The organism is Rhizobium albus (assembly GCA_030160035.1).
Lineage (GTDB): Bacteria > Pseudomonadota > Alphaproteobacteria > Rhizobiales > Rhizobiaceae > Georhizobium > Georhizobium albus.
This window is the reverse complement of sequence record BSNO01000001.1, coordinates 1,568,657-1,586,181: the sequence shown is the minus strand read 5'-3', so window position 1 is coordinate 1,586,181 and position 17,525 is coordinate 1,568,657. Positions and strand designations below refer to the sequence as shown.

At 63.4% G+C, this 17,525-nt stretch carries 18 protein-coding genes and 1 tRNA gene; 6 read left to right on the top strand and 13 right to left on the bottom strand.

The features are described from left to right. Window positions 1–58: 58 nt before the first annotated feature. Window positions 59–1,219 (bottom strand): cysteine desulfurase family protein, encoded by a 1,161-nt coding sequence (locus tag QQL76_RS07645; protein ID WP_499207141.1) that lies wholly within the window; start codon window positions 1,217–1,219, stop codon window positions 59–61. 420 nt (window positions 1,220–1,639) lie between these two features. Between QQL76_RS07645 and QQL76_RS07640 the strand changes: the two genes are divergently transcribed. Together QQL76_RS07640 and QQL76_RS07635 are read left to right on the top strand one after the other, a co-directional pair. Then, window positions 1,640–2,317, top strand: coding sequence for an alpha/beta hydrolase (locus QQL76_RS07640; protein ID WP_126010193.1), 678 nt, complete (start codon window positions 1,640–1,642; stop codon window positions 2,315–2,317). Between the two features lie 20 nt (window positions 2,318–2,337). Beyond that, window positions 2,338–2,796, top strand: a complete 459-nt coding sequence (locus QQL76_RS07635) for a GNAT family N-acetyltransferase (RefSeq protein WP_499207053.1) — start codon at window positions 2,338–2,340, stop codon at window positions 2,794–2,796. Here the strand turns inward: QQL76_RS07635 and QQL76_RS07630 are convergent. Then, window positions 2,762–3,907 (bottom strand): anhydro-N-acetylmuramic acid kinase, encoded by a 1,146-nt coding sequence (locus QQL76_RS07630; RefSeq protein ID WP_499207140.1) that lies wholly within the window; start codon window positions 3,905–3,907, stop codon window positions 2,762–2,764. The two genes, QQL76_RS07635 and QQL76_RS07630, sit on opposite strands and share 35 nt — an antisense overlap. Before the next feature lie 117 nt (window positions 3,908–4,024). Here QQL76_RS07630 and tyrS point away from each other — a divergent pair, with 117 nt between their 5' ends. Continuing rightward, complete coding sequence (tyrS, locus tag QQL76_RS07625; protein ID WP_499207052.1) at window positions 4,025–5,278, top strand: tyrosine--tRNA ligase; 1,254 nt, start codon at window positions 4,025–4,027, stop codon at window positions 5,276–5,278. Between the two features lie 113 nt (window positions 5,279–5,391). Here tyrS and sugE read toward each other — a convergent pair whose 3' ends face one another. The 5 genes from sugE to QQL76_RS07600 all read right to left on the bottom strand — a co-directional run bounded on the left by sugE (window position 5,392) and on the right by QQL76_RS07600 (window position 7,588). After that, a complete protein-coding gene (sugE, locus tag QQL76_RS07620; RefSeq protein ID WP_126010190.1) occupies window positions 5,392–5,709 on the bottom strand; it encodes a quaternary ammonium compound efflux SMR transporter SugE in 318 nt (105 codons plus the stop codon). Window positions 5,710–5,952: 243 nt separating this feature from the next. Then, a complete protein-coding gene (locus QQL76_RS07615) occupies window positions 5,953–6,090 on the bottom strand; it encodes a hypothetical protein (RefSeq protein ID WP_499207051.1) in 138 nt (45 codons plus the stop codon). Window positions 6,091–6,185: 95 nt separating this feature from the next. Continuing rightward, window positions 6,186–6,261: transfer RNA gene (locus QQL76_RS07610), tRNA-Lys, on the bottom strand. A gap of 144 nt (window positions 6,262–6,405) precedes the next feature. After that, window positions 6,406–6,618, bottom strand: coding sequence for a YMGG-like glycine zipper-containing protein (locus QQL76_RS07605; protein WP_499207050.1), 213 nt, complete (start codon window positions 6,616–6,618; stop codon window positions 6,406–6,408). Window positions 6,619–6,694: 76 nt separating this feature from the next. Continuing rightward, complete coding sequence (locus tag QQL76_RS07600; RefSeq protein ID WP_499207049.1) at window positions 6,695–7,588, bottom strand: alpha/beta hydrolase; 894 nt, start codon at window positions 7,586–7,588, stop codon at window positions 6,695–6,697. 190 nt (window positions 7,589–7,778) lie between these two features. Here QQL76_RS07600 and parE point away from each other — a divergent pair, with 190 nt between their 5' ends. Next, entirely contained in the window at window positions 7,779–9,836 is a 2,058-nt protein-coding gene (parE, locus tag QQL76_RS07595) for a DNA gyrase/topoisomerase IV subunit B (RefSeq protein ID WP_499207048.1), read from the top strand. Here the strand turns inward: parE and QQL76_RS07590 are convergent, their stop codons facing one another. Next, complete coding sequence (locus QQL76_RS07590) at window positions 9,837–10,979, bottom strand: DUF2336 domain-containing protein (protein ID WP_499207047.1); 1,143 nt, start codon at window positions 10,977–10,979, stop codon at window positions 9,837–9,839. A gap of 190 nt (window positions 10,980–11,169) precedes the next feature. Between QQL76_RS07590 and QQL76_RS07585 the strand changes: the two genes are divergently transcribed. After that, complete coding sequence (locus QQL76_RS07585; RefSeq protein WP_499207046.1) at window positions 11,170–12,057, top strand: HpcH/HpaI aldolase/citrate lyase family protein; 888 nt, start codon at window positions 11,170–11,172, stop codon at window positions 12,055–12,057. A gap of 13 nt (window positions 12,058–12,070) precedes the next feature. On the opposite strand, the gene QQL76_RS07580 is transcribed toward QQL76_RS07585, so the two are convergent. Then, on the bottom strand, window positions 12,071–12,691 hold the full coding sequence (locus tag QQL76_RS07580) for a flavin reductase family protein (protein WP_499207045.1): 621 nt from the start codon (window positions 12,689–12,691) through the stop codon (window positions 12,071–12,073). Window positions 12,692–12,694: 3 nt separating this feature from the next. Continuing rightward, entirely contained in the window at window positions 12,695–13,285 is a 591-nt protein-coding gene (locus QQL76_RS07575) for a nitroreductase family protein (RefSeq protein WP_499207044.1), read from the bottom strand. A gap of 113 nt (window positions 13,286–13,398) precedes the next feature. Between QQL76_RS07575 and QQL76_RS07570 the strand changes: the two genes are divergently transcribed. Next, window positions 13,399–14,346: an RgsD C-terminal domain-containing protein gene (locus tag QQL76_RS07570; protein WP_499207043.1), complete on the top strand. Its 948-nt coding sequence runs from the start codon at window positions 13,399–13,401 to the stop codon at window positions 14,344–14,346. Between the two features lie 49 nt (window positions 14,347–14,395). Here QQL76_RS07570 and thrS read toward each other — a convergent pair whose 3' ends face one another. From thrS to QQL76_RS07555, 3 genes are all read right to left on the bottom strand, one after another. After that, the gene (gene thrS, locus QQL76_RS07565) at window positions 14,396–16,384 is read right to left on the bottom strand and encodes a threonine--tRNA ligase (RefSeq protein ID WP_499207139.1); all 1,989 of its coding nucleotides are present in this window, start codon (window positions 16,382–16,384) and stop codon (window positions 14,396–14,398) included. A 187-nt stretch (window positions 16,385–16,571) separates the two neighbouring features. Then, window positions 16,572–16,874 carry a membrane protein insertion efficiency factor YidD gene (yidD, locus tag QQL76_RS07560; RefSeq protein ID WP_499207042.1) on the bottom strand — a complete coding sequence of 101 codons (303 nt, stop codon included), beginning with the start codon at window positions 16,872–16,874 and terminating at the stop codon, window positions 16,572–16,574. Then, a complete protein-coding gene (locus QQL76_RS07555; protein WP_499207041.1) occupies window positions 16,874–17,323 on the bottom strand; it encodes an iron-sulfur cluster assembly scaffold protein in 450 nt (149 codons plus the stop codon). The genes yidD and QQL76_RS07555 overlap by 1 nt, the downstream gene beginning before the upstream one ends. Between the last annotated feature and the right edge of the window lie 202 nt (window positions 17,324–17,525).

Sequence of the window (17,525 nt, the reverse complement as noted above, 5' to 3'; positions counted from 1 at the left end):
ACGCTGGCTAACAGAAAGCCGGCGCCGGCGAAATCAGTTCCGGTGCAAGGCAGCCATGCTAGGCCGCAACTCTGCGCCGTCGTGCCGCAAGCCGCGAAAACGCGTCGATGCAGCGATCTACCTCGGCTTCGTTCGTCTGCCAGCCGGTGCTTATGCGGATCGCTCCAGCTTCCGCGTCGAGCCCAAGCGCTTCGAGCACATGGCTTCGACCCACCTTGCCCGACGAACAGGCCGAGCCAGCGGATACCGAAAGCCCCTCGAGATCGAACCCGATCTGCATGGTCTCGGCCTTCATGTCCGGCAGCGCCACACAGGTGGTGTTGCACAACCGGTTGGCTCCCGACGACACGATCTCGGCGTCCGGAGCGACCTTCAAGAGACCCATCTCGAACCGATCACGCAGGCGGCGCAGCCGCTCCGCCTCCGACGTCAAGGCCTCGCCCACCATATGGGCTGCGACACCAAAACCGACAATGGCGCTCAAGTTTTCCGTACCCGATCGATGGCCGGATTCCTGCCCGCCGCCGGATACGAGTGGCGCCGGCATCAGCTGCTGGCCGCGCGAGACAAGCGCACCGATCCCCTTCGGGCCACCCATCTTGTGCGCCGACAGCAAAAGAAAATCCGCACCGAGCGCAGCAATGTCGATCGCCAGCCGCCCCGGAGCCTGCACGGCATCCACGACCAGCACCCCGCCCGCCTTGCGGATCACGGCAGAAATCTCGGCAATCGGCTGGATAATGCCCGTCTCGTTGTTGGCGAGCGCCACTGCCACCATGGGAAGCCCGAGCGAGGTATCGTGCGCGTCCAGAGCCGCCTCAAACCCTCCGAGATCCAGAACGCCGTTGCGATCGACCGGCAGCCGCTCGACCGCGTTCGAAGAAAAACGACCGCCCGACAGCACGCAAGGATGCTCGATCGCCGAAACATAAAGCCGCCCGATCGAAAGCGGCGACCGCCCCATGCGAAAATCCGGTGTCAGCACGTGGCTTGCCGCTTCGCTCGCGCCACTCGTGAAGATCACATTGGCAGCATCCGCGCCGACGAGCGTCGCGACCTTCAAGCGCGCATCTTCGATAAGCTTCCGCGCCTTTCGCCCCTCTGCATGGACGGAAGACGGATTGCCCACGACCGAGAAAGCGGCGATCATCTCCTCACGCACGCCATCGAGCAATGGCGCCGTCGCATTGTAATCGAGATATGAGCGTTCGCCCGGCATATCGGTCCAGATCGATGTGTGCTGCATAAATTCAGTTGGTTCTGATCGCGTCTCGAACTGCTTCTTGAGAGCCGCCACCGCATGAAAGCGGATGGGCCTCGCAGTTTCGAACCATTCTAAACTGTTGTAGGCCGCAGACCCCCGGGCGTCAAGGTTCGAGGTGTCAGGCGGTGGTGCTTGGACAGCATGACGCAAGCATTTTCCCGCCCGGCAGGGCTTTGCGCATTTTTGTTGAAACGGAAAGCCCGCTTGCCTTAAGAGAGGCGACCGATCATTCGCGGTCCGACGACGGATCGCAAGGCGAGCGTCTGCGTTCACCATTGCCCTGCTTCTGGATGCGCCATCTCACCCGGCGCCGTCGGATATGCTGATCCGGACCGGACAGCAAAGGGCACCGCGCCGCTTCGCGATGGAGTTACGATGCCTGAAGTCATCTTCAACGGCCCTGCCGGCCGTCTCGAAGGCCGCTATCAGCCGGCCAAGCAGAAAAACGCGCCGATCGCGATCATCCTGCATCCCCACCCGCAGTTCGGCGGGACGATGAACAACCAGATCGTCTATCAGCTCTTCTATATGTTCCAGCAGCGCGGCTTCACGACCCTGCGCTTCAATTTCCGCGGCATCGGCCGCAGCCAGGGCGCCTTCGATCATGGCGCGGGCGAATTGTCCGACGCCGCCGGCGCGCTCGATTGGGTGCAGTCGCTCCATCCCGATTCCAAGAGCTGCTGGGTCGCCGGCTATTCGTTCGGCTCGTGGATCGGGATGCAGCTCCTGATGCGCCGCCCCGAAATAGAGGGCTTCATCTCGGTCGCGCCGCAGCCCAACACATACGACTTCTCGTTCCTGGCGCCCTGCCCCTCCTCCGGCCTCATCATCCATGGCGACGCCGACCGCGTCGCTCCGGAAAAGGATGTTCAGGGTCTGGTCGAGAAGCTGAAGACGCAGAAGGGCATTCTCATCACGCAGAAGACCATGCCCGGTGCCAACCACTTCTTCTCCGGACAGGTCGATGCCCTGATGGGCGAATGCTCCGATTATCTCGATGCTCGCCTGCGTGGCGAGCTGGTACCCGAGCCCGCCGCCAAGCGCATCCGCTGATCGACGGGCGGGAACGGACGATGACCATCGCTCTCAACGCCCGCCCCTTCGAAGCAGCAGACCTTCCCATCTACGCCGCCTGGTTCGAGGACGAGGAACTGCGGCGCCGCATCGATCCGCCGGATGGGTTCTGGCTGGAGCACGTTTCGCGCACCGACCAGGGCAATCGCTGCTATTGCCTCACGCTGGTTCAGGACGTCGATCTGATCGCCGTCGTGCAGTATGATTTCGAGGATTTTGACCGCGTCTCGCTGCTGATCAGCGTCCGACCCGACAGCCGCGGCCGCGGTGTCGGTCGCGCGGCCTTGCTGCACACCATCCCGGAATTGGCGCCCGAGGTCCGCTATATCGACAGCTATGTCGAACCCGACAATCTGGCATCGCTGGCGCTCATCCGCCGCATGGGCTTCGAACCGATCGAAGCGGATATCATCGACGAAGGCTTCATGGGCTTTCGGCTCTATGTGGATAGGCCGTGACGCCACCTGTGACCGGTGCATCGACGCGCGTGGTGCCGGGAAATGTGAGCGCCAGCCCCTTCAGCGAGCGCACGGCAAGATAGGCCCAGGCCTCCGCCTCCATGCCATCTCCGTCCAGACCCAAATCCTCGGCCACCGCGACCTTCCCGCCGGATGCCGCCGCCATGGTGCGCAGATCCTCCACGATCACCCGGTTCTTCCGCCCACCGCCGCAGACGATCCAGCGCTTTGGCGGTGTGGGAAAATGATCGGCCGCCCTGATGATGGCGGCAGCGCTCACATGCGCAAGCGTACGCGCACCATCGGCGAGCTCCGCTTCGTGATCGGCCGGTGGAGGGAAATCGTTGCGATCGAGTGATCGGCGAATGTCTGCCGTGAAAAAGTCCGAAGCCAGATATCTCTCGGCAAGCGCCGCGATAACGCCACCCTCGCTGGCGATCGCACCGCCCTGGTCGAACGGTACACCGGCATGCCGCTCCACCCATTGATCGATCAGCGTATTGCCGGGCCCGCTGTCGAAGGCGACCAGTTCTCCGCTCTCGCCGACATAGGTGACGTTCGAGATACCGCCGATATTGACGAAAACCACAGGCCGCTCCTCGAGCGCGGCGGCGAGCGCCCGGTGATAGACCGGCACCAGCGGTGCCCCCTCGCCGCCATGCGCCATGTCATTGGCCCGCATGTCGTAGACCACGGGCACACCGAGCTCGTCTGCGAGCAGCTGCCCGAGACCGAGCTGCACCGTCAGCGCCTGCCCCGGCCGATGCAAGACGGTCTGCCCATGGAACCCGATCACGTCGATGTCGGAAAGCCGCAGACCGTTGTCCGTCACGAACCGCCGCACGGCCTCGGCATGGCGCAGCGTCAGGTCGCGCTCGAGCGCACCGAGATCCCCCGGCCGATCCTCGCGCTTAGTTATGGCCTTGGCCGTTTCCAGCGCATCCGCCAGGCGGCGCCGAAACGCGGGCTCGTAGGAATAGCCTGCCGCAGGTCCCCGCTCCACGACCGCCTCGCCATCCGTCGAGACGAGCGCGATGTCGATGCCATCGAGCGACGTGCCGCTCATCAGCCCGATGGCCGTCAGCCGGCTCTCAGCCTCGACCCGTCCCATCACGCTCGATTTCCAGTCCCGAAGGGGTGAACTTCACGCAAAAGCGTGCTAATCGCCCGCGCCATCGGCCCGCATGCCAAGTCGGCCGTCCCTCCCAGTCGCGTGGAACAGCCTGTCATGTCGAAGTTCAAATCCGATTTCCTCCGCACGCTCGACGAGCGCGGCTTCATTCACCAGATCTCGGATGATACCGGCCTCGACGAGCTTTTCCAGACAGAAACGGTATCAGCCTATATCGGCTTCGACCCGACGGCGCCCAGCCTGCATGTGGGCTCCCTCATCCAGATCATGATGCTGCACTGGATGCAGCAGACCGGCCACAAGCCGATCGCGCTGATGGGCGGCGGCACCGGCATGATCGGCGACCCCTCCTTCAAGGACGAGGCGCGCAAGCTCCTGACGGCCGAGGGCATCGACGAGAACCTCGCGGGCATCCGCCGCGCCTTCGCGCCCTACCTGCAGTTCGGCGATGGCCCGACCGATGCGATGATGGTCAACAACGCCGACTGGTTGCTTGGCATCAACTATGTGGAATTCCTGCGCGATGTCGGCCGCCACTTCTCGGTCAACCGCATGCTCTCCTTCGACAGCGTGAAGCTGCGTCTCGACCGCGAGCAGTCCCTGTCGTTCCTCGAATTCAACTACATGATCCTCCAGGCCTACGACTTCGTGGAGCTCAACAAGCGCCATGGCGTGCGCATGCAGATGGGCGGCTCCGACCAGTGGGGCAACATCGTCAACGGCATCGATCTCGGCCACCGCATGGGCACGCTGCAGCTCTACGCACTGACCTCGCCGCTGCTCACCACCGCCTCCGGGGCCAAGATGGGCAAGTCGCTCGGTGGCGCCATCTGGCTCAACGCCGATATGCTGAGCCCCTATGATTTCTGGCAGTACTGGCGCAACACGGAAGACGCCGACGTCGCCAGGTTCCTCAAGCTCTACACGACGATGCCGATGGACGAGATCGCGCGTCTCGCAAGCCTCGGCGGATCGGAGATCAACGAAGTCAAGAAGATCCTCGCAACCGAGGTGACGGCGATGCTGCACGGCCGCGCGGCCGCCGACGAAGCTGCCGAAACCGCACGCAAGACCTTCGAGGAAGGCGCGCTCGCCGACACTTTGCCGTCGATCGACATTCCGCTTCCCGAGCTTGAAAGCGGCATCGGCGTCCTGGCGCTTTACGTCCGCGCCGGTCTCGCCACATCGAACGGCGAAGCCCGCCGCCATGTCCAGGGCGGCGCGGTGAAGATCAACGACGTGCCGGTCGCCGACGACAAGCATGTCATCGGCGCGTCCGATCTCAACGCCGATGGCGTGATCAAGCTCTCGCTCGGCCGCAAGAAACACATGCTGGTGCGCGCCGCTTGAGCGTTAAGGCAAATACAGAAATTTGCAGCCCTCAGCCTCGGCCAAGGGCTACGATAGACACGGAAACGGCCATCCCCGGGACAAATCCGCGGATGACCGTGTGATTCTGATGATCAGCTGCTTGCGAGCTTCAACCCGGCGATGCCGAGAACGATGAGGCCGATGCTGGCGATTCGGGCCGGCGATGCCAGTTCCCCAAAAAAGAGAATGCCGAACGTCGCCGTGCCGACGGCACCGAGCCCCGTCCACACGGCATAGGCCGTGCCGAGCGGCAGATCGCGCATGGCGATGGACAGCAACCAGATGCTGATCGCCATCGCGCCGATTGTCAGAATGACGGGGGTCGGTCGGGAGAAGCCATCGAGACTTTTCAGCCCGACCGCCCAACCGATTTCGAAAAGTGCTGCAACAACAAGAATAAGCCAGGCCATGCCCGCCTCCATTAAAGGAAGGGGCCGTCCCCGTTCGGTTACATTGTCAGAGCTGGCGAAGTCGTCTTCGCACCCCCGATATCGGACGCCTAAACGCTCAAATCAAGTGCATTTGCCAAATTTTTACGCAGGATTGCGTCGGGGCTCCACGCCCGTGTCCGCGCCGCTCCGGAACTTCAGCCGCATTACGGTGTTGGACGACTATCGCCGATACAGGAGAAAACGATGTCGAAGGACGGGAATTCAGCGCAGCATGATCGTGGTCCGGCCCAACCGACAGATGTCGATCAGCCGGACACTGCCGATCGCACCATGGCAACCGAAGCGGCGGAACACGAAGTCGACATGCGCAAGGCCAAGAGCAAAGCAGATGGACGGCATGACAATGCGCTGCCATTGACGACAAGAATCCCGCCAGATTGATCCAGCGGAGGACGCCGACAAGCAATGTCTGGTGTTTTTTCAATATCGGAAAATGGTGAGCCCGCAGGGGGTCGAACCCTGGACCTACTGATTAAAAGTCAGTTGCTCTACCAGCTGAGCTACAGGCTCCCGCCGGGGCATTTCAGGCCCGGGGAATTGGCGCGGAACATAGGCAGGCGCCTGCCGGGGGTCAACCGCAAAAATGCAGTTTGCCGCGTCCAGAACCAGGACTTTTCATCTCGCCCCGGACGCGCCAAAACTTTGGGCTGAACCTTAGAGGTTACGAGCGATCGCGCCGCCTGCCACGGCACCACCGACGCCGCCAACGATTGCGCCGCCGGTGCCCGCAATCGCGTCACCGACGACCGCTCCGCCGACACCACCGACGACGGCGCCACCAACGGTCTTCTGGCCGGTCGTGCATCCAGCTGCGCCAAGGGTCGCGACCGCGACGAGCGAAAGCGTGGCCATTTTCTTCATCATCATGGAACTCTCCTATTCAAGGGATCGATCATCTAACCCGCAACGGCGGTTTGAGTTCCCGGAACTCCGATCGATCCCGTCAATGGGCTGTCCGAAGCACGAAGTTGAGCGTTTCGCGCCAGTCGATCATCCGGATCGGGGTGCCGTGGCTGCCGGTTGCGAAAAGGTGAAACCGTGTCGGATAGCCGCCGATCGAGCGCAGCCCGTCGAAGACGGCGCGCTGATTGCGCCAATCATAGACGCGATCGTTTTCACCATGCGCGAAGACGATCGGCAGCCTTGCGCGCGCTGCCGCGCTATCGACCAAGGACGCGTCCGGCATGCCGCCAAGCAGAACCAGCCCGCCGAGCCCAGCGGCCAGCGCTCCATCGCGCGCAGCTGCAACACACAGCGCGCTCCCCGTAGAGCCGCAGGCGAGCACGATCGGCGCTTGCGGCGAGACCTGCCTCGAATGGGCAAACAGTGCTCTGATCACCCCCTGCCCGCCAGCCTCGAAATCCGGGAAGCTCGGCACATAATAGGTGCCGCCATTGCGGGTCGCGAGGTTTTTCAGCCGGTTGAAGTTGCCACCGAAGCGCCAGTCGTCGGAACCGAGCCTGCGGTCGCCGTCGCGGCCGTGCACGAAGATGACGACGAAGCGTGCGTCCATCTCCACGCCAAACTCGTTGACGGTGATCTGCCCTGCCTCGGTTGCGATGGCGCGTTCGCGCGCCGCGCGATTGACCGAAAGATCGACATAGGCCCGTTTGGCGCGACGTTCCGGTATCTCGTCCCGGCCATTGATGTCGCGCATCTCCCGGTAGTCATAGCGCCGGAAATTGCCATCCGCACTCTCCTCGATCACCGCCGGATGGGCGAACAGGTCGTCCTTGAACGGCGCTATGTCAGCCGCCGCGGCGGGAGCCGCCGCCGCCAGCGCCATCAGGCATGTGAGCACCGCCCGTCCCACGATCGTCCACCACGTGATTGTCATGACCCGGCGTCTCCCCTTTCTCATTGGCTCGATATCCCCTATTCGTGCCGCTACCGGCCATCCTTTCATGTGGGCAACCGTGCGCAGGACCGTGAACACATAGAGAACACGGCTCGCGTGCCAGTACGCCATCTGTCACACTGCGCAGGTGATTCGGCCACAATTCACGCCTTGGGACTGAAGCATAGCCATGGACGACAGCAACGATCTTTTCGCAACAATCCCGAGCGCCGGTCCAGCGGCCGCTCCGGCAAAGCGGCCGGCCATTGCCGAGCCCCAGCGCCAGGCGCCGAAGGCGCAAAAGCCGCGGGATGGCGAAGGCGATTACTCGGCTGCGGACATCGAGGTGCTGGAGGGCCTGGAGCCGGTGCGTCGCCGGCCGGGCATGTATATCGGCGGCACCGACGAAAAGGCGCTCCACCATCTCTTCGCCGAAGTCATCGACAACTCCATGGACGAGGCCGTGGCCGGCCACGCCAATTTCATCGATGTCGAACTGTCGGCCGACGGCGTCCTGTCCGTCACCGACAATGGGCGCGGCATCCCGGTCGACCCGCACCCGAAGTTCAAGGACCGCTCCGCGCTCGAAGTGATCATGACCACGCTCCATGCGGGCGGCAAGTTCGACAGCAAGGTCTACGAAACATCCGGCGGCCTCCACGGCGTCGGTATCTCCGTCGTCAACGCGCTGTCGGAGGAACTGACGGTCGAAGTTGCGCGCAACCGCAAGCTCTACCGCCAGCGCTTCTCGCGCGGCGTAACGCTTGGGCCGTTGGAGGAAGTGGGCGAGGTCCAGAATCGCCGCGGCACGCGCGTCTCCTTCAAGCCCGACCACCAGATCTTCGGGCAGAACGCGCGGTTCGATCCGGCCCGGCTCATGCGCATGGCGCGCTCCAAGGCATATCTCTTCGGCGGCGTCGAAATACGCTGGTCCTGCGCGCCCGAGCTGGTTGCCGAAAAGCCCGACGTGCCGGAAAAGGCCGTCTTCCATTTCCCCGGCGGCCTGAAGGATTATCTGCAGGCCTCGCTCGGCCAGGATTTCACCGTCACCAACGAGATCTTTGCCGGCAAGACGACCAAGACCGGCGGACACGGCACCGTGGAATGGGCCGTGACCTGGTTCGGTGGCGATCCCTTCGTCCAGTCCTATTGCAACACGATCCCGACGCCCGAGGGCGGCACCCATGAGGCGGGCCTGCGCATCGCGCTGACGCGTGGCCTCAAGGCCTATGCGGAGCTCACCGGCAACAAGCGTGCCTCGATCATCTCCACGGAAGACGTGATGATCTCCGGCGCGGCCATGCTTTCGGTCTTCGTGCGCGAACCGGAGTTCGTCGGCCAGACGAAGGACAAGCTTGCCACTGTCGAGGCGCAGCGCCTTGTGGAAAACGCGTTGCGCGATCCATTCGACCACTACCTCGCCGACCAGCCGGCCGAAGCGGCGAAGCTGCTCGACTGGGTGCTCGACCGCGCCGATGAGCGTGTGCGCCGGCGCAAGGAAAAGGAAATCAACCGCAAGAGTGCGGTGAAGAAGCTGCGCCTGCCCGGCAAGCTCGCCGATTGCACGCAGACGGCGGCGCAAGGCGCTGAACTCTTCATTGTCGAGGGCGATTCGGCCGGCGGCTCGGCCAAGCAGGCGCGCAACCGGCAGACGCAGGCGATCCTGCCGCTCCGCGGCAAGATCCTGAACGTTGCGAGCGCCGGCCGCGACAAGCTCACGGCAAACCAGCAGATCGGCGATCTCATCCAGGCGCTCGGTTGCGGCACGCGTGCCAAATATCGTGACGATGACCTGCGTTACGACCGCGTGATCATCATGACCGACGCCGATGTCGACGGCGCGCATATCGCGTCGCTGCTCATCACGTTCTTCTACCAGGAAATGCGCGGCCTCATCGACAATGGCCACCTCTTCCTCGCCATCCCGCCGCTCTATCGCATGACGCAGGGCTCACGCACGCTTTATGCCCGTGACGACGCGCATCGGGTGGAACTGCTCGAAACCGAGTTCAAGGGTCGCGGCAAGGTCGAGATCGGACGCTTCAAGGGCCTTGGCGAAATGCTGCCGGCGCAGTTGAAGGAAACAACCATGGATCCGGCCAAGCGCACGCTCTTGCGCGTCGCCATCGATGCCGAGGATCTGGAGGGCACCGCAATCGCGATCGACGACCTGATGGGAACGAAACCCGAGGCGCGTTTCCGCTTCATCCAGGAGCGTGCGGCCTTCGCCGAAAATCTGGATATCTGATCAGGCTGCGCGAACGCTTGCGAGCGCAAGCGCGTCGGCGCGCGCGCACTGGCGGCGATGGGCGAGATTGAGCTTCTCGACGAGCGTCAGAAGCTCCGCCACTTCCGGATGCTCGGCCGCGTCGCGCTGATGCAATTTGATCAATGTGCGGGCGAGATGCGACGGCGTCGCGATCCTGCCTCTGCTCGAGGCGTCGCGCCAGACGAGCGTCGCTGAAATGAAGACGGTCAACAGGCGCCCCGGCAGGCCGATCGAACCATAGAGCGCCCGGATGGCCGGCACGCGCCCATCGACGACGATGGCGCGCACCCGGGCTTCGGGCTGTCCGGAAATTGCAACCACGGCGGCCACGAAGAAATCAAGCTTGCCGCTGGCGAGTGCGTGCATCAGCAAGGCGGGGGTCAGGCGCCCCTCACCGCGCAGATGCTCGGTGAGACCAGGCAAGGCAGCGGAATTGCCGTCACCGGCAAGCGTCAGTGTCGCCTGCATCTGCGTCTCCGTCACCAAGCGCTCGGCCCGCCGCTCGCCAATCACGTTGCGAACGAGATCGAACTGCGAGAGCGCGGTCGCAACAGCGCCCATCAACCGATGGCGGACATCGGCCGGAAGATCGTCCCGTTCCACGAGCAAAGCCCGTACGGCCGTATCGGCTGAAAACCGCTCGGCAATGCGGCGAAGCGAAAACGGCGCGATTGCGGCCGAACGATTCTGAAGGAGATCACAGATCGGCTCCGCACCGGCGACCTCGGCGATTGCAGCGGCTACGGAGCGGGAAAGACCCGTGCGCAAGGCGACGAGGCGCTGCAGATCCTCCACATCCTCGCCGACGAGGTCGACGAGATCGGCATCGCTGAGCAGCGGCGAGAACGCCACGATTCGGCCCGCCACCTCGATCTGGTCGCGCGACAGTGCGTAGATAATCGCCCGCGGCGCTTCGGTCGATTGCGCCATGACATCAGCGATTGCGAGCCGCACCTTGGGAGAAGGATCGTCCAGCAGATAGGTCAGCGCCACCTCGGCCGCCTGACGGTCGTCGGCGGCAAGTGTGCGCTCGACGAAAGCCCGCGCCAGCGAGCCCGCCGCCTTCGCCCGATCGGCAGCCGGCGCCGTTTCGGTCCAGCGGAGAAATGCGGCGATGATCATGGATGGCCCCAACCCAAAGACGATGCGATTCCCAGTGGAGACAAGGCTAGGCGCCAAAGGTTTACGTTTGGTTCACCATGTTTTCGCCGAACAGCTGGACGGACTTCGCTTTTCCCTGGCCGCCAAAGCAGTTAGGAGGAGCGCGGTGCGTAAGAGCAGCACCTCGATCGATACTGGGAGGAAATGGAAGATGCGGTCCTATCTGTTCGTGCCGGGTGATTCCGATCGAAAGCTGGAAAAGGCACCCTCCTCCGGCGCGGATTGCCTCCTGATCGACCTGGAGGACAGCGTATCGCCGCGCCGCAAGATCGAGGCCCGCGCAATGGCTGCCGCGTTTCTCAATGGTGCCGAGCGCGGCGAAGGCCACCCAAAGCTCATCGTGCGCATCAACGCCCTCGACAGCGGCCATGCCGAGGCGGATCTCGATGCCGTCGTCGGCGCGAAGCCCGACGGCATTCTGCTGCCCAAGGCCGAAGGCCCTGCGGCCATCCAGCACCTTTCGGCACTCATCGCCGTTCGGGAAGCCGAGAACGACATTCCTGAGGGCCAACTGCGCATCCACGCGCTCGCAGCCGAAACAGCGGCCGGCGTGCTCAATCTCAACGGCTACCGCGGCGCGTCGGCGCGGCTCGAGGCGCTGTCCTGGGGCGGCGAGGATCTGGCGGCCGATCTCGGTGCTGCACGCAACCGGGGCGATGACGGCCACTACACAGATGTGTTCCGCCTCGCTCGCTCCATGACACTGCTTGCAGCCGCTGCTGCGCAGATCATGGCGATCGACACAGTCTTCACCGATTTTCGCGATATGGATGGCCTTGAACGCGAATGCCTCGCCGCCGAGCGCGATGGCTTTTCAGGCAAGCTCGCCATCCATCCCGCGCAGGTCGAAGTGATCAATCGCGTCTTCACGCCAAGCTCCGAGGCGGTTCACCGCGCGCGGCGCATCGTGGAACTCTTCGAGGGTGCCGGCGAGGATGCGGGCGTCATGAGCCTCGAAGGCCAGATGATCGACCGGCCGCATCTGCGGCAGGCCGAACGCATCCTGAAGCGGGCTGCGGCCGCCGGCTTGAACGCTTGACGCTTCCGCACGTTCAGGCGCGCTTGACGGCGTCCCATTCCGGGCGAAACAGCTCGAACGTGTCGCCGCCGTCGCAATAGTCCATGTAGCCGAGACGTGCGAGCGGCGCGACGAGCGCCATGTCGAGCCGGCCGTTCCGGATCGCCTCATCGCGGATGCGGATCCCGACGACCTGCCCCAGCACCATCCAGTTTTCCGACGGCTGCCCGTCGAGGCCCTTCGGCCGGAAGACATCGGTGGTGCGGCATTCGAGAACCGCATAGGCCTCGTCCACATAAGGCGCGTCGACCAGATCGCCGGTCTTCGCCGTCAGGCCCGACAGCTCGAATTCGTCGACGCCATCCGGCGCATCCACCGAACTCATGTTCATCTGCTCGGTCAGCGCCCGACCGACCAGATTGGTGGTGAACACACCGGTCTCTTCCGCGTTGCGCGCGCTGTGCTTGTAGCCGGCAGACGAGAACATCAGAAGCTTCGGACGATCCGAGACCGCATTGAAGAAGGAGTAAGGCGCAAGGTTGAGCTTGCCATCCTTCGACTTCGTCCCGATCCAGCCGATCGGCCGGGGCGAGATGATGGCTTTGTATGGGTCATGAGCAAGCCCATGCCGGTTGGTGTCGGTCTTATAGAACATCGATCAATCCAGAAATGTGGTCAGTGCATCCACGTTGGGACGCGGACGGTCGGGCGGCGTCATCTCGGCTGTGCCGATATGGAGAAAGCCGGCGATCTGCTCGCCATCCTTGAGGCCGAAAAGCGGCCGGGTCGCCGCATCATAGGCATACCATTCCGTCAGCCAGTTTGCGGCAAAGCCGAGCGCGTTGGCTGCCATGAACAGGTTGAGGCAAACGGCACCGGCGGACAGCTGCTGCTCCCAGACGGGGATCTTCGGGTGCTCACCCGCCGTGCTGATGACGGCGATGACGACCGGCGCGCGTGCCAGCCGTTCGCGCTCGATCTCCACTTCCTTGTCCGAAAGATCGCCCCGTCGCTCGGTTGCGATCCGCGCGAGTTCGGCGCCGATGCGCGTGCGCGATTCGCCTGAGATCACGACGAAGCGCCAAGGCGCGAGCTTCCCATGGTCGGGCACCCGCGTCGCCAGCCTCAGCATCTCGTTGATCTGCGACCTGTCGGGGCCGGGCTCACTCATCTGCAGTGCAGGCACCGAACGCCTTGTATTGAGATAGGATTTCAGATCCGGGCGCGCGTTGAGTGCATGCTCCTGCATTGCGTGAAACCTCTCGCAAATTGGGGGAAATATGAGCAGGCCTTGAAATTGCCTAAGCTTTTCGGTTCAAGTGGCGCCTGTCTAGAAGCTTGTCAACAGTGACGATGCCATTGATGCCCTATCACGCATGCTACCGCCGGGCCGTCATTCTGGCGTGCGCCGCTTTCGCCATGACCTCCTCCGCATTCGCGCAAAGCGCCTTTGGCGAGATCGATCCGGACATGCCGGCAATCGAGCTTCCCGGGCTCAATCAATACGCCCCGACAGTGCCCGATGGCGCAATGGCGACCGATTTCCGTTCGGTGTCGCTCGACGCGCGGCTGGTCGAAGGCGGTGAGACGATCAGCGACGGCCTCGTCTGGCGTGTCTTCGATTCGGTGCCCGGCCGCGACGGCAAGTTGCCGTTGATCGCCAGCTCCGAGGGCGGCAATGCCGAATTCGCGTTCCCGCCCGGTGATTATTTCCTGCACGTTGCCTTCGGCCGTGCCGCCGTTTCCAAACGCCTTACTGTGCCGGCAAGCGGCCCTGTGCCCCCACAGTCGCTGACGCTCAATGCCGGTGGCCTCGTGCTCAATGCGCTGTCCGGCGAAGACATGCGCATTCCGCCGGAAGACCTGACGTTTTCGATCTACACCGCAACGCCCGATCTCGAAGGCGAGCGCGGACTGATCGTTGCCGATGTGCGGCCCGATACGGTGATCCGGCTGAACGCCGGCACCTATCACGTCGTGTCCGACTACGGCGCGCACAACGCCAGCATTCGTTCCGACATCCACATCGAGGCCGGCAAGCTGACGGAAGCCACGATCGAGCACCGTGCGGCGGAACTGACGCTGAAGCTCGTCTCCGAGCCCGGTGGCGAAGCGATCGCCGACACGGCCTGGTCCATTCTCACCGCGTCGGGCGACCCTATCGGCGAAAGCGTCGGCGCGTTCTCCACGATCATTCTCGCGGAAGGCGACTATACCGCCATTGCCCGCAACAAGGAGCGCGTGTTCCAGCGCGACTTCAAGGTCGAGGCCGGCCGCAACACCGACGTCGAAGTGTTGATGGCAGAATAAAGGGGCCGCGAAGGCCCCTCTATCGTTTGCTTGCCTGTTCCCGTTGGCGTCAGCCGACCGACTGCTGGCGCTCCGCACGGCGCTTGAGGTCCGGTGGCGTTGCCTCGTCCTTCAGCACCGCAATGGCATCTGCAAGCGACATCGCCGTCTGATCCCGGCTGCCGAGCCTGCGGATGTTGACCGACCGCTCTTCCGCCTCGCGATTGCCGCACACGACGATAACCGGCACCTTGGTGACGGAATGCTCGCGGACCTTGTAGTTGATCTTCTCGTTGCGCGTATCGGTCTTCACGACGAGACCGGCCGCCTTCAACTCGCGGGCAACCTCTTCGGCATAATCGTTCGCATCCGAGGTGATGCTCGCCACCACCACCTGCAGCGGCGCGATCCAGAGCGGCATGTGCCCGGCGAAGTTCTCGATCAGAATGCCGAGGAACCGCTCCATCGAGCCGCAGATCGCGCGGTGGATCATGACGGGCTGGCGCTTCTCGCTGTCGCGATCGATATAGAAGGCGCCGAACCGCTCCGGCAGGTTGAAGTCCACCTGCGTCGTGCCGCACTGCCATTCACGGCCGATCGCGTCTTTCAGCGTGTACTCGAACTTCGGTCCGTAGAACGCCCCCTCGCCCGGCAGGATGTCCGTCTTGATGCGGCCGCCGGACTGCGCCTCGATGGTCTTAAGCACCTCGGCCATCACGCTTTCTGCACGGTCCCAAAGCGCATCGTCGCCGACGCGCTTTTCCGGACGGGTGGAAAGCTTCACCGTGATCTCGTCGAAACCGAAATCGGCGTAGGTCGAGAGGATGAGCGCGTTGATGCGCAGGCATTCCGATGCCAGTTGCTCGTCGGTGCAGAACACGTGCGCGTCGTCCTGCGTGAACCCGCGAACGCGCATCAGTCCGTGCAGCGAACCGGATGGCTCGTAGCGATGCACATTGCCGAATTCGGCAAGCTTCACGGGCAGCTCGCGGTAGGACTTCAGGCCGTGCTTGAAGATCTGCACGTGGCCGGGGCAGTTCATCGGCTTCAGGGCGAACACACGCTCGTCCTCGGTCTCGTCGCCGGCGACCGTCACCTTGAACATGTTGTCGCGGTACCAGCCCCAGTGGCCGGACGTTTCCCAGAGCGACTTGTCGAGCACCTGCGGCGCGTTGACCTCTTCGTACCCTTCGAGGTCGAGGCGGCGGCGCATGTAGGAGACGAGCGACTGGAACATCCGCCAGCCCTTCGCGTGCCAGAAGACGACGCCCGGCCCCTCTTCCTGGAAATGGAAGAGATCCATCTCACGACCGAGCCTGCGGTGATCGCGCTTCTCGGCCTCGGCCAGCATATGCAGATAGGCGTCGAGATCCTTCTGCTCCGCCCAGGCGGTGCCGTAGATACGCGTCAGCATCGGGTTGTTGCTGTCGCCGCGCCAATAGGCACCGGCCACCTTCATCAGCTTGAAGGCGCCGCCGATCTGGCCGGTCGAGGCCATGTGCGGGCCGCGGCAGAGATCGAACCACTCGCCCTGGGCATAGATCTTGAGATCCTGGCCTTCGGGGATCGCGTCGACCAGTTCGACCTTGTAAGCCTCGCCCTTGTCGCTGAAGACCTGCTTGGCCTTCTCGCGCGACCAGATCTCCTTGGTGAACGCGTTGTTGCGCCCGATGATCTCGCGCATCTTCTTTTCGATGACGGGCAGATCGTCCGGCGTGAATGGCTCGGAGCGCGCGAAGTCGTAATAGAAGCCGTTCTCGATAACCGGGCCGATCGTCACCTGCGTGCCGGGCCAGAGCTCCTGCACGGCCTCGGCCATCACATGGGCCGCGTCATGGCGAATGAGTTCCAGCGCGCGCGGATGCTCGCGCGTCACGATCTCGATGGCGCCGGTTTCAACCGGATCGGAAAGATCACGCAGGTCGCCGTCGATGGTGATCGCCACTGCCTTCTTGGCCAGCGACTTGGAGATGGACTCCGCCACCTCCCGGCCCGTGGTGCCGGCATCGAAATTGCGGATCGAATTGTCGGGGAAGGTCAGTGCAATGGCTTCGACCATGTCGTCATCCTCTTCATCCAGTCCCGCCAACGGTCGCGGGTGGTTGCCTGTAAAGCGCTGCATCAGCGTTTCCAGGTGAAGTGGATACCGGTTCACCGTTCGGAAACGCCAAACTCATCGAGCGGCGCGCGGCCTCTTTAACGACTGGTGTGATGGACGTAAAGGCGGCAGGTGCGGCCAGACTGGCTCAATCGGCCTTTGGCGGCGGAACCGGATCAAAGCCCCGGCTTCCGAAAGGTCCGCAGCTTGCCACGCGCTTCAGCGCAAGCCAGCTGCCTTTGAACAGGCCGTGGCGGGCCACGGCTTCGTAGCCATATTCGGAGCAGGTCGGCAGGTGGCGGCAAGAATTGCCGACGAACCCGGACAGGGTCAGTTGGTAAAGCCGGATCAGGCTGGTGCCGAAAACGCGTGCCGGCGTGCGGGGCCACGGGCCTTCGTAATTCCGCGTGCGTCCCATCGGGACCGGCTTATGCTCCTCGCCCTGACACATCAGGCTGCAGCTTCGTCCGCCCGCTTCGCCGCAATCTGGTCAAGCGCATCGACCACAGCGTCGAAGGTCAGAAGCGTGGATGCGTGGCGTGCCTTGTAGTCGCGCACGGGCTCCAGATATTTGAGATCGGCGAAACGCCCGGAAGGCGCAGGCCCGTTATCTTTCAGCATGGCGCGCAGTTCGGCTTGGCCTTTCCGCACCTCGTCGGCAGTGGCGCCGATCACATTGCGTGCCATCACCGATGACGACGCCTGCCCGAGCGCGCATGCCTTCACGTCATGGGCAAAATCGGTCACGATTCCGTCATCCGTTTTCAGCCAAACGGTGACCTTGGAGCCGCAAAGCTTGGAATGTGCCATTGCGGTGGCATCCGCGTCGTCGAGGCGACCGAGCCGGGGTATGTTCCCAGCAAGTTCCAGGATCTTGCTGTTATAGACGTCGTCGATCATCGCTCTACCTATTGCGTGTGCCCGGCGGACGGCAAATCCCACATTTCGGGGCCTCGCCACTTTCTCTCACCAGGTTGGAACCTATATCGTATTTTGTGGCGCTTTTGACGGCTTTCAACGGCAAGAGACGGCACAATTAGGGAAACCGTGCTTGAGGACCATTCCGAGAGCCTCGGAACCTGCCTGCAAGACCCCGTGTTCG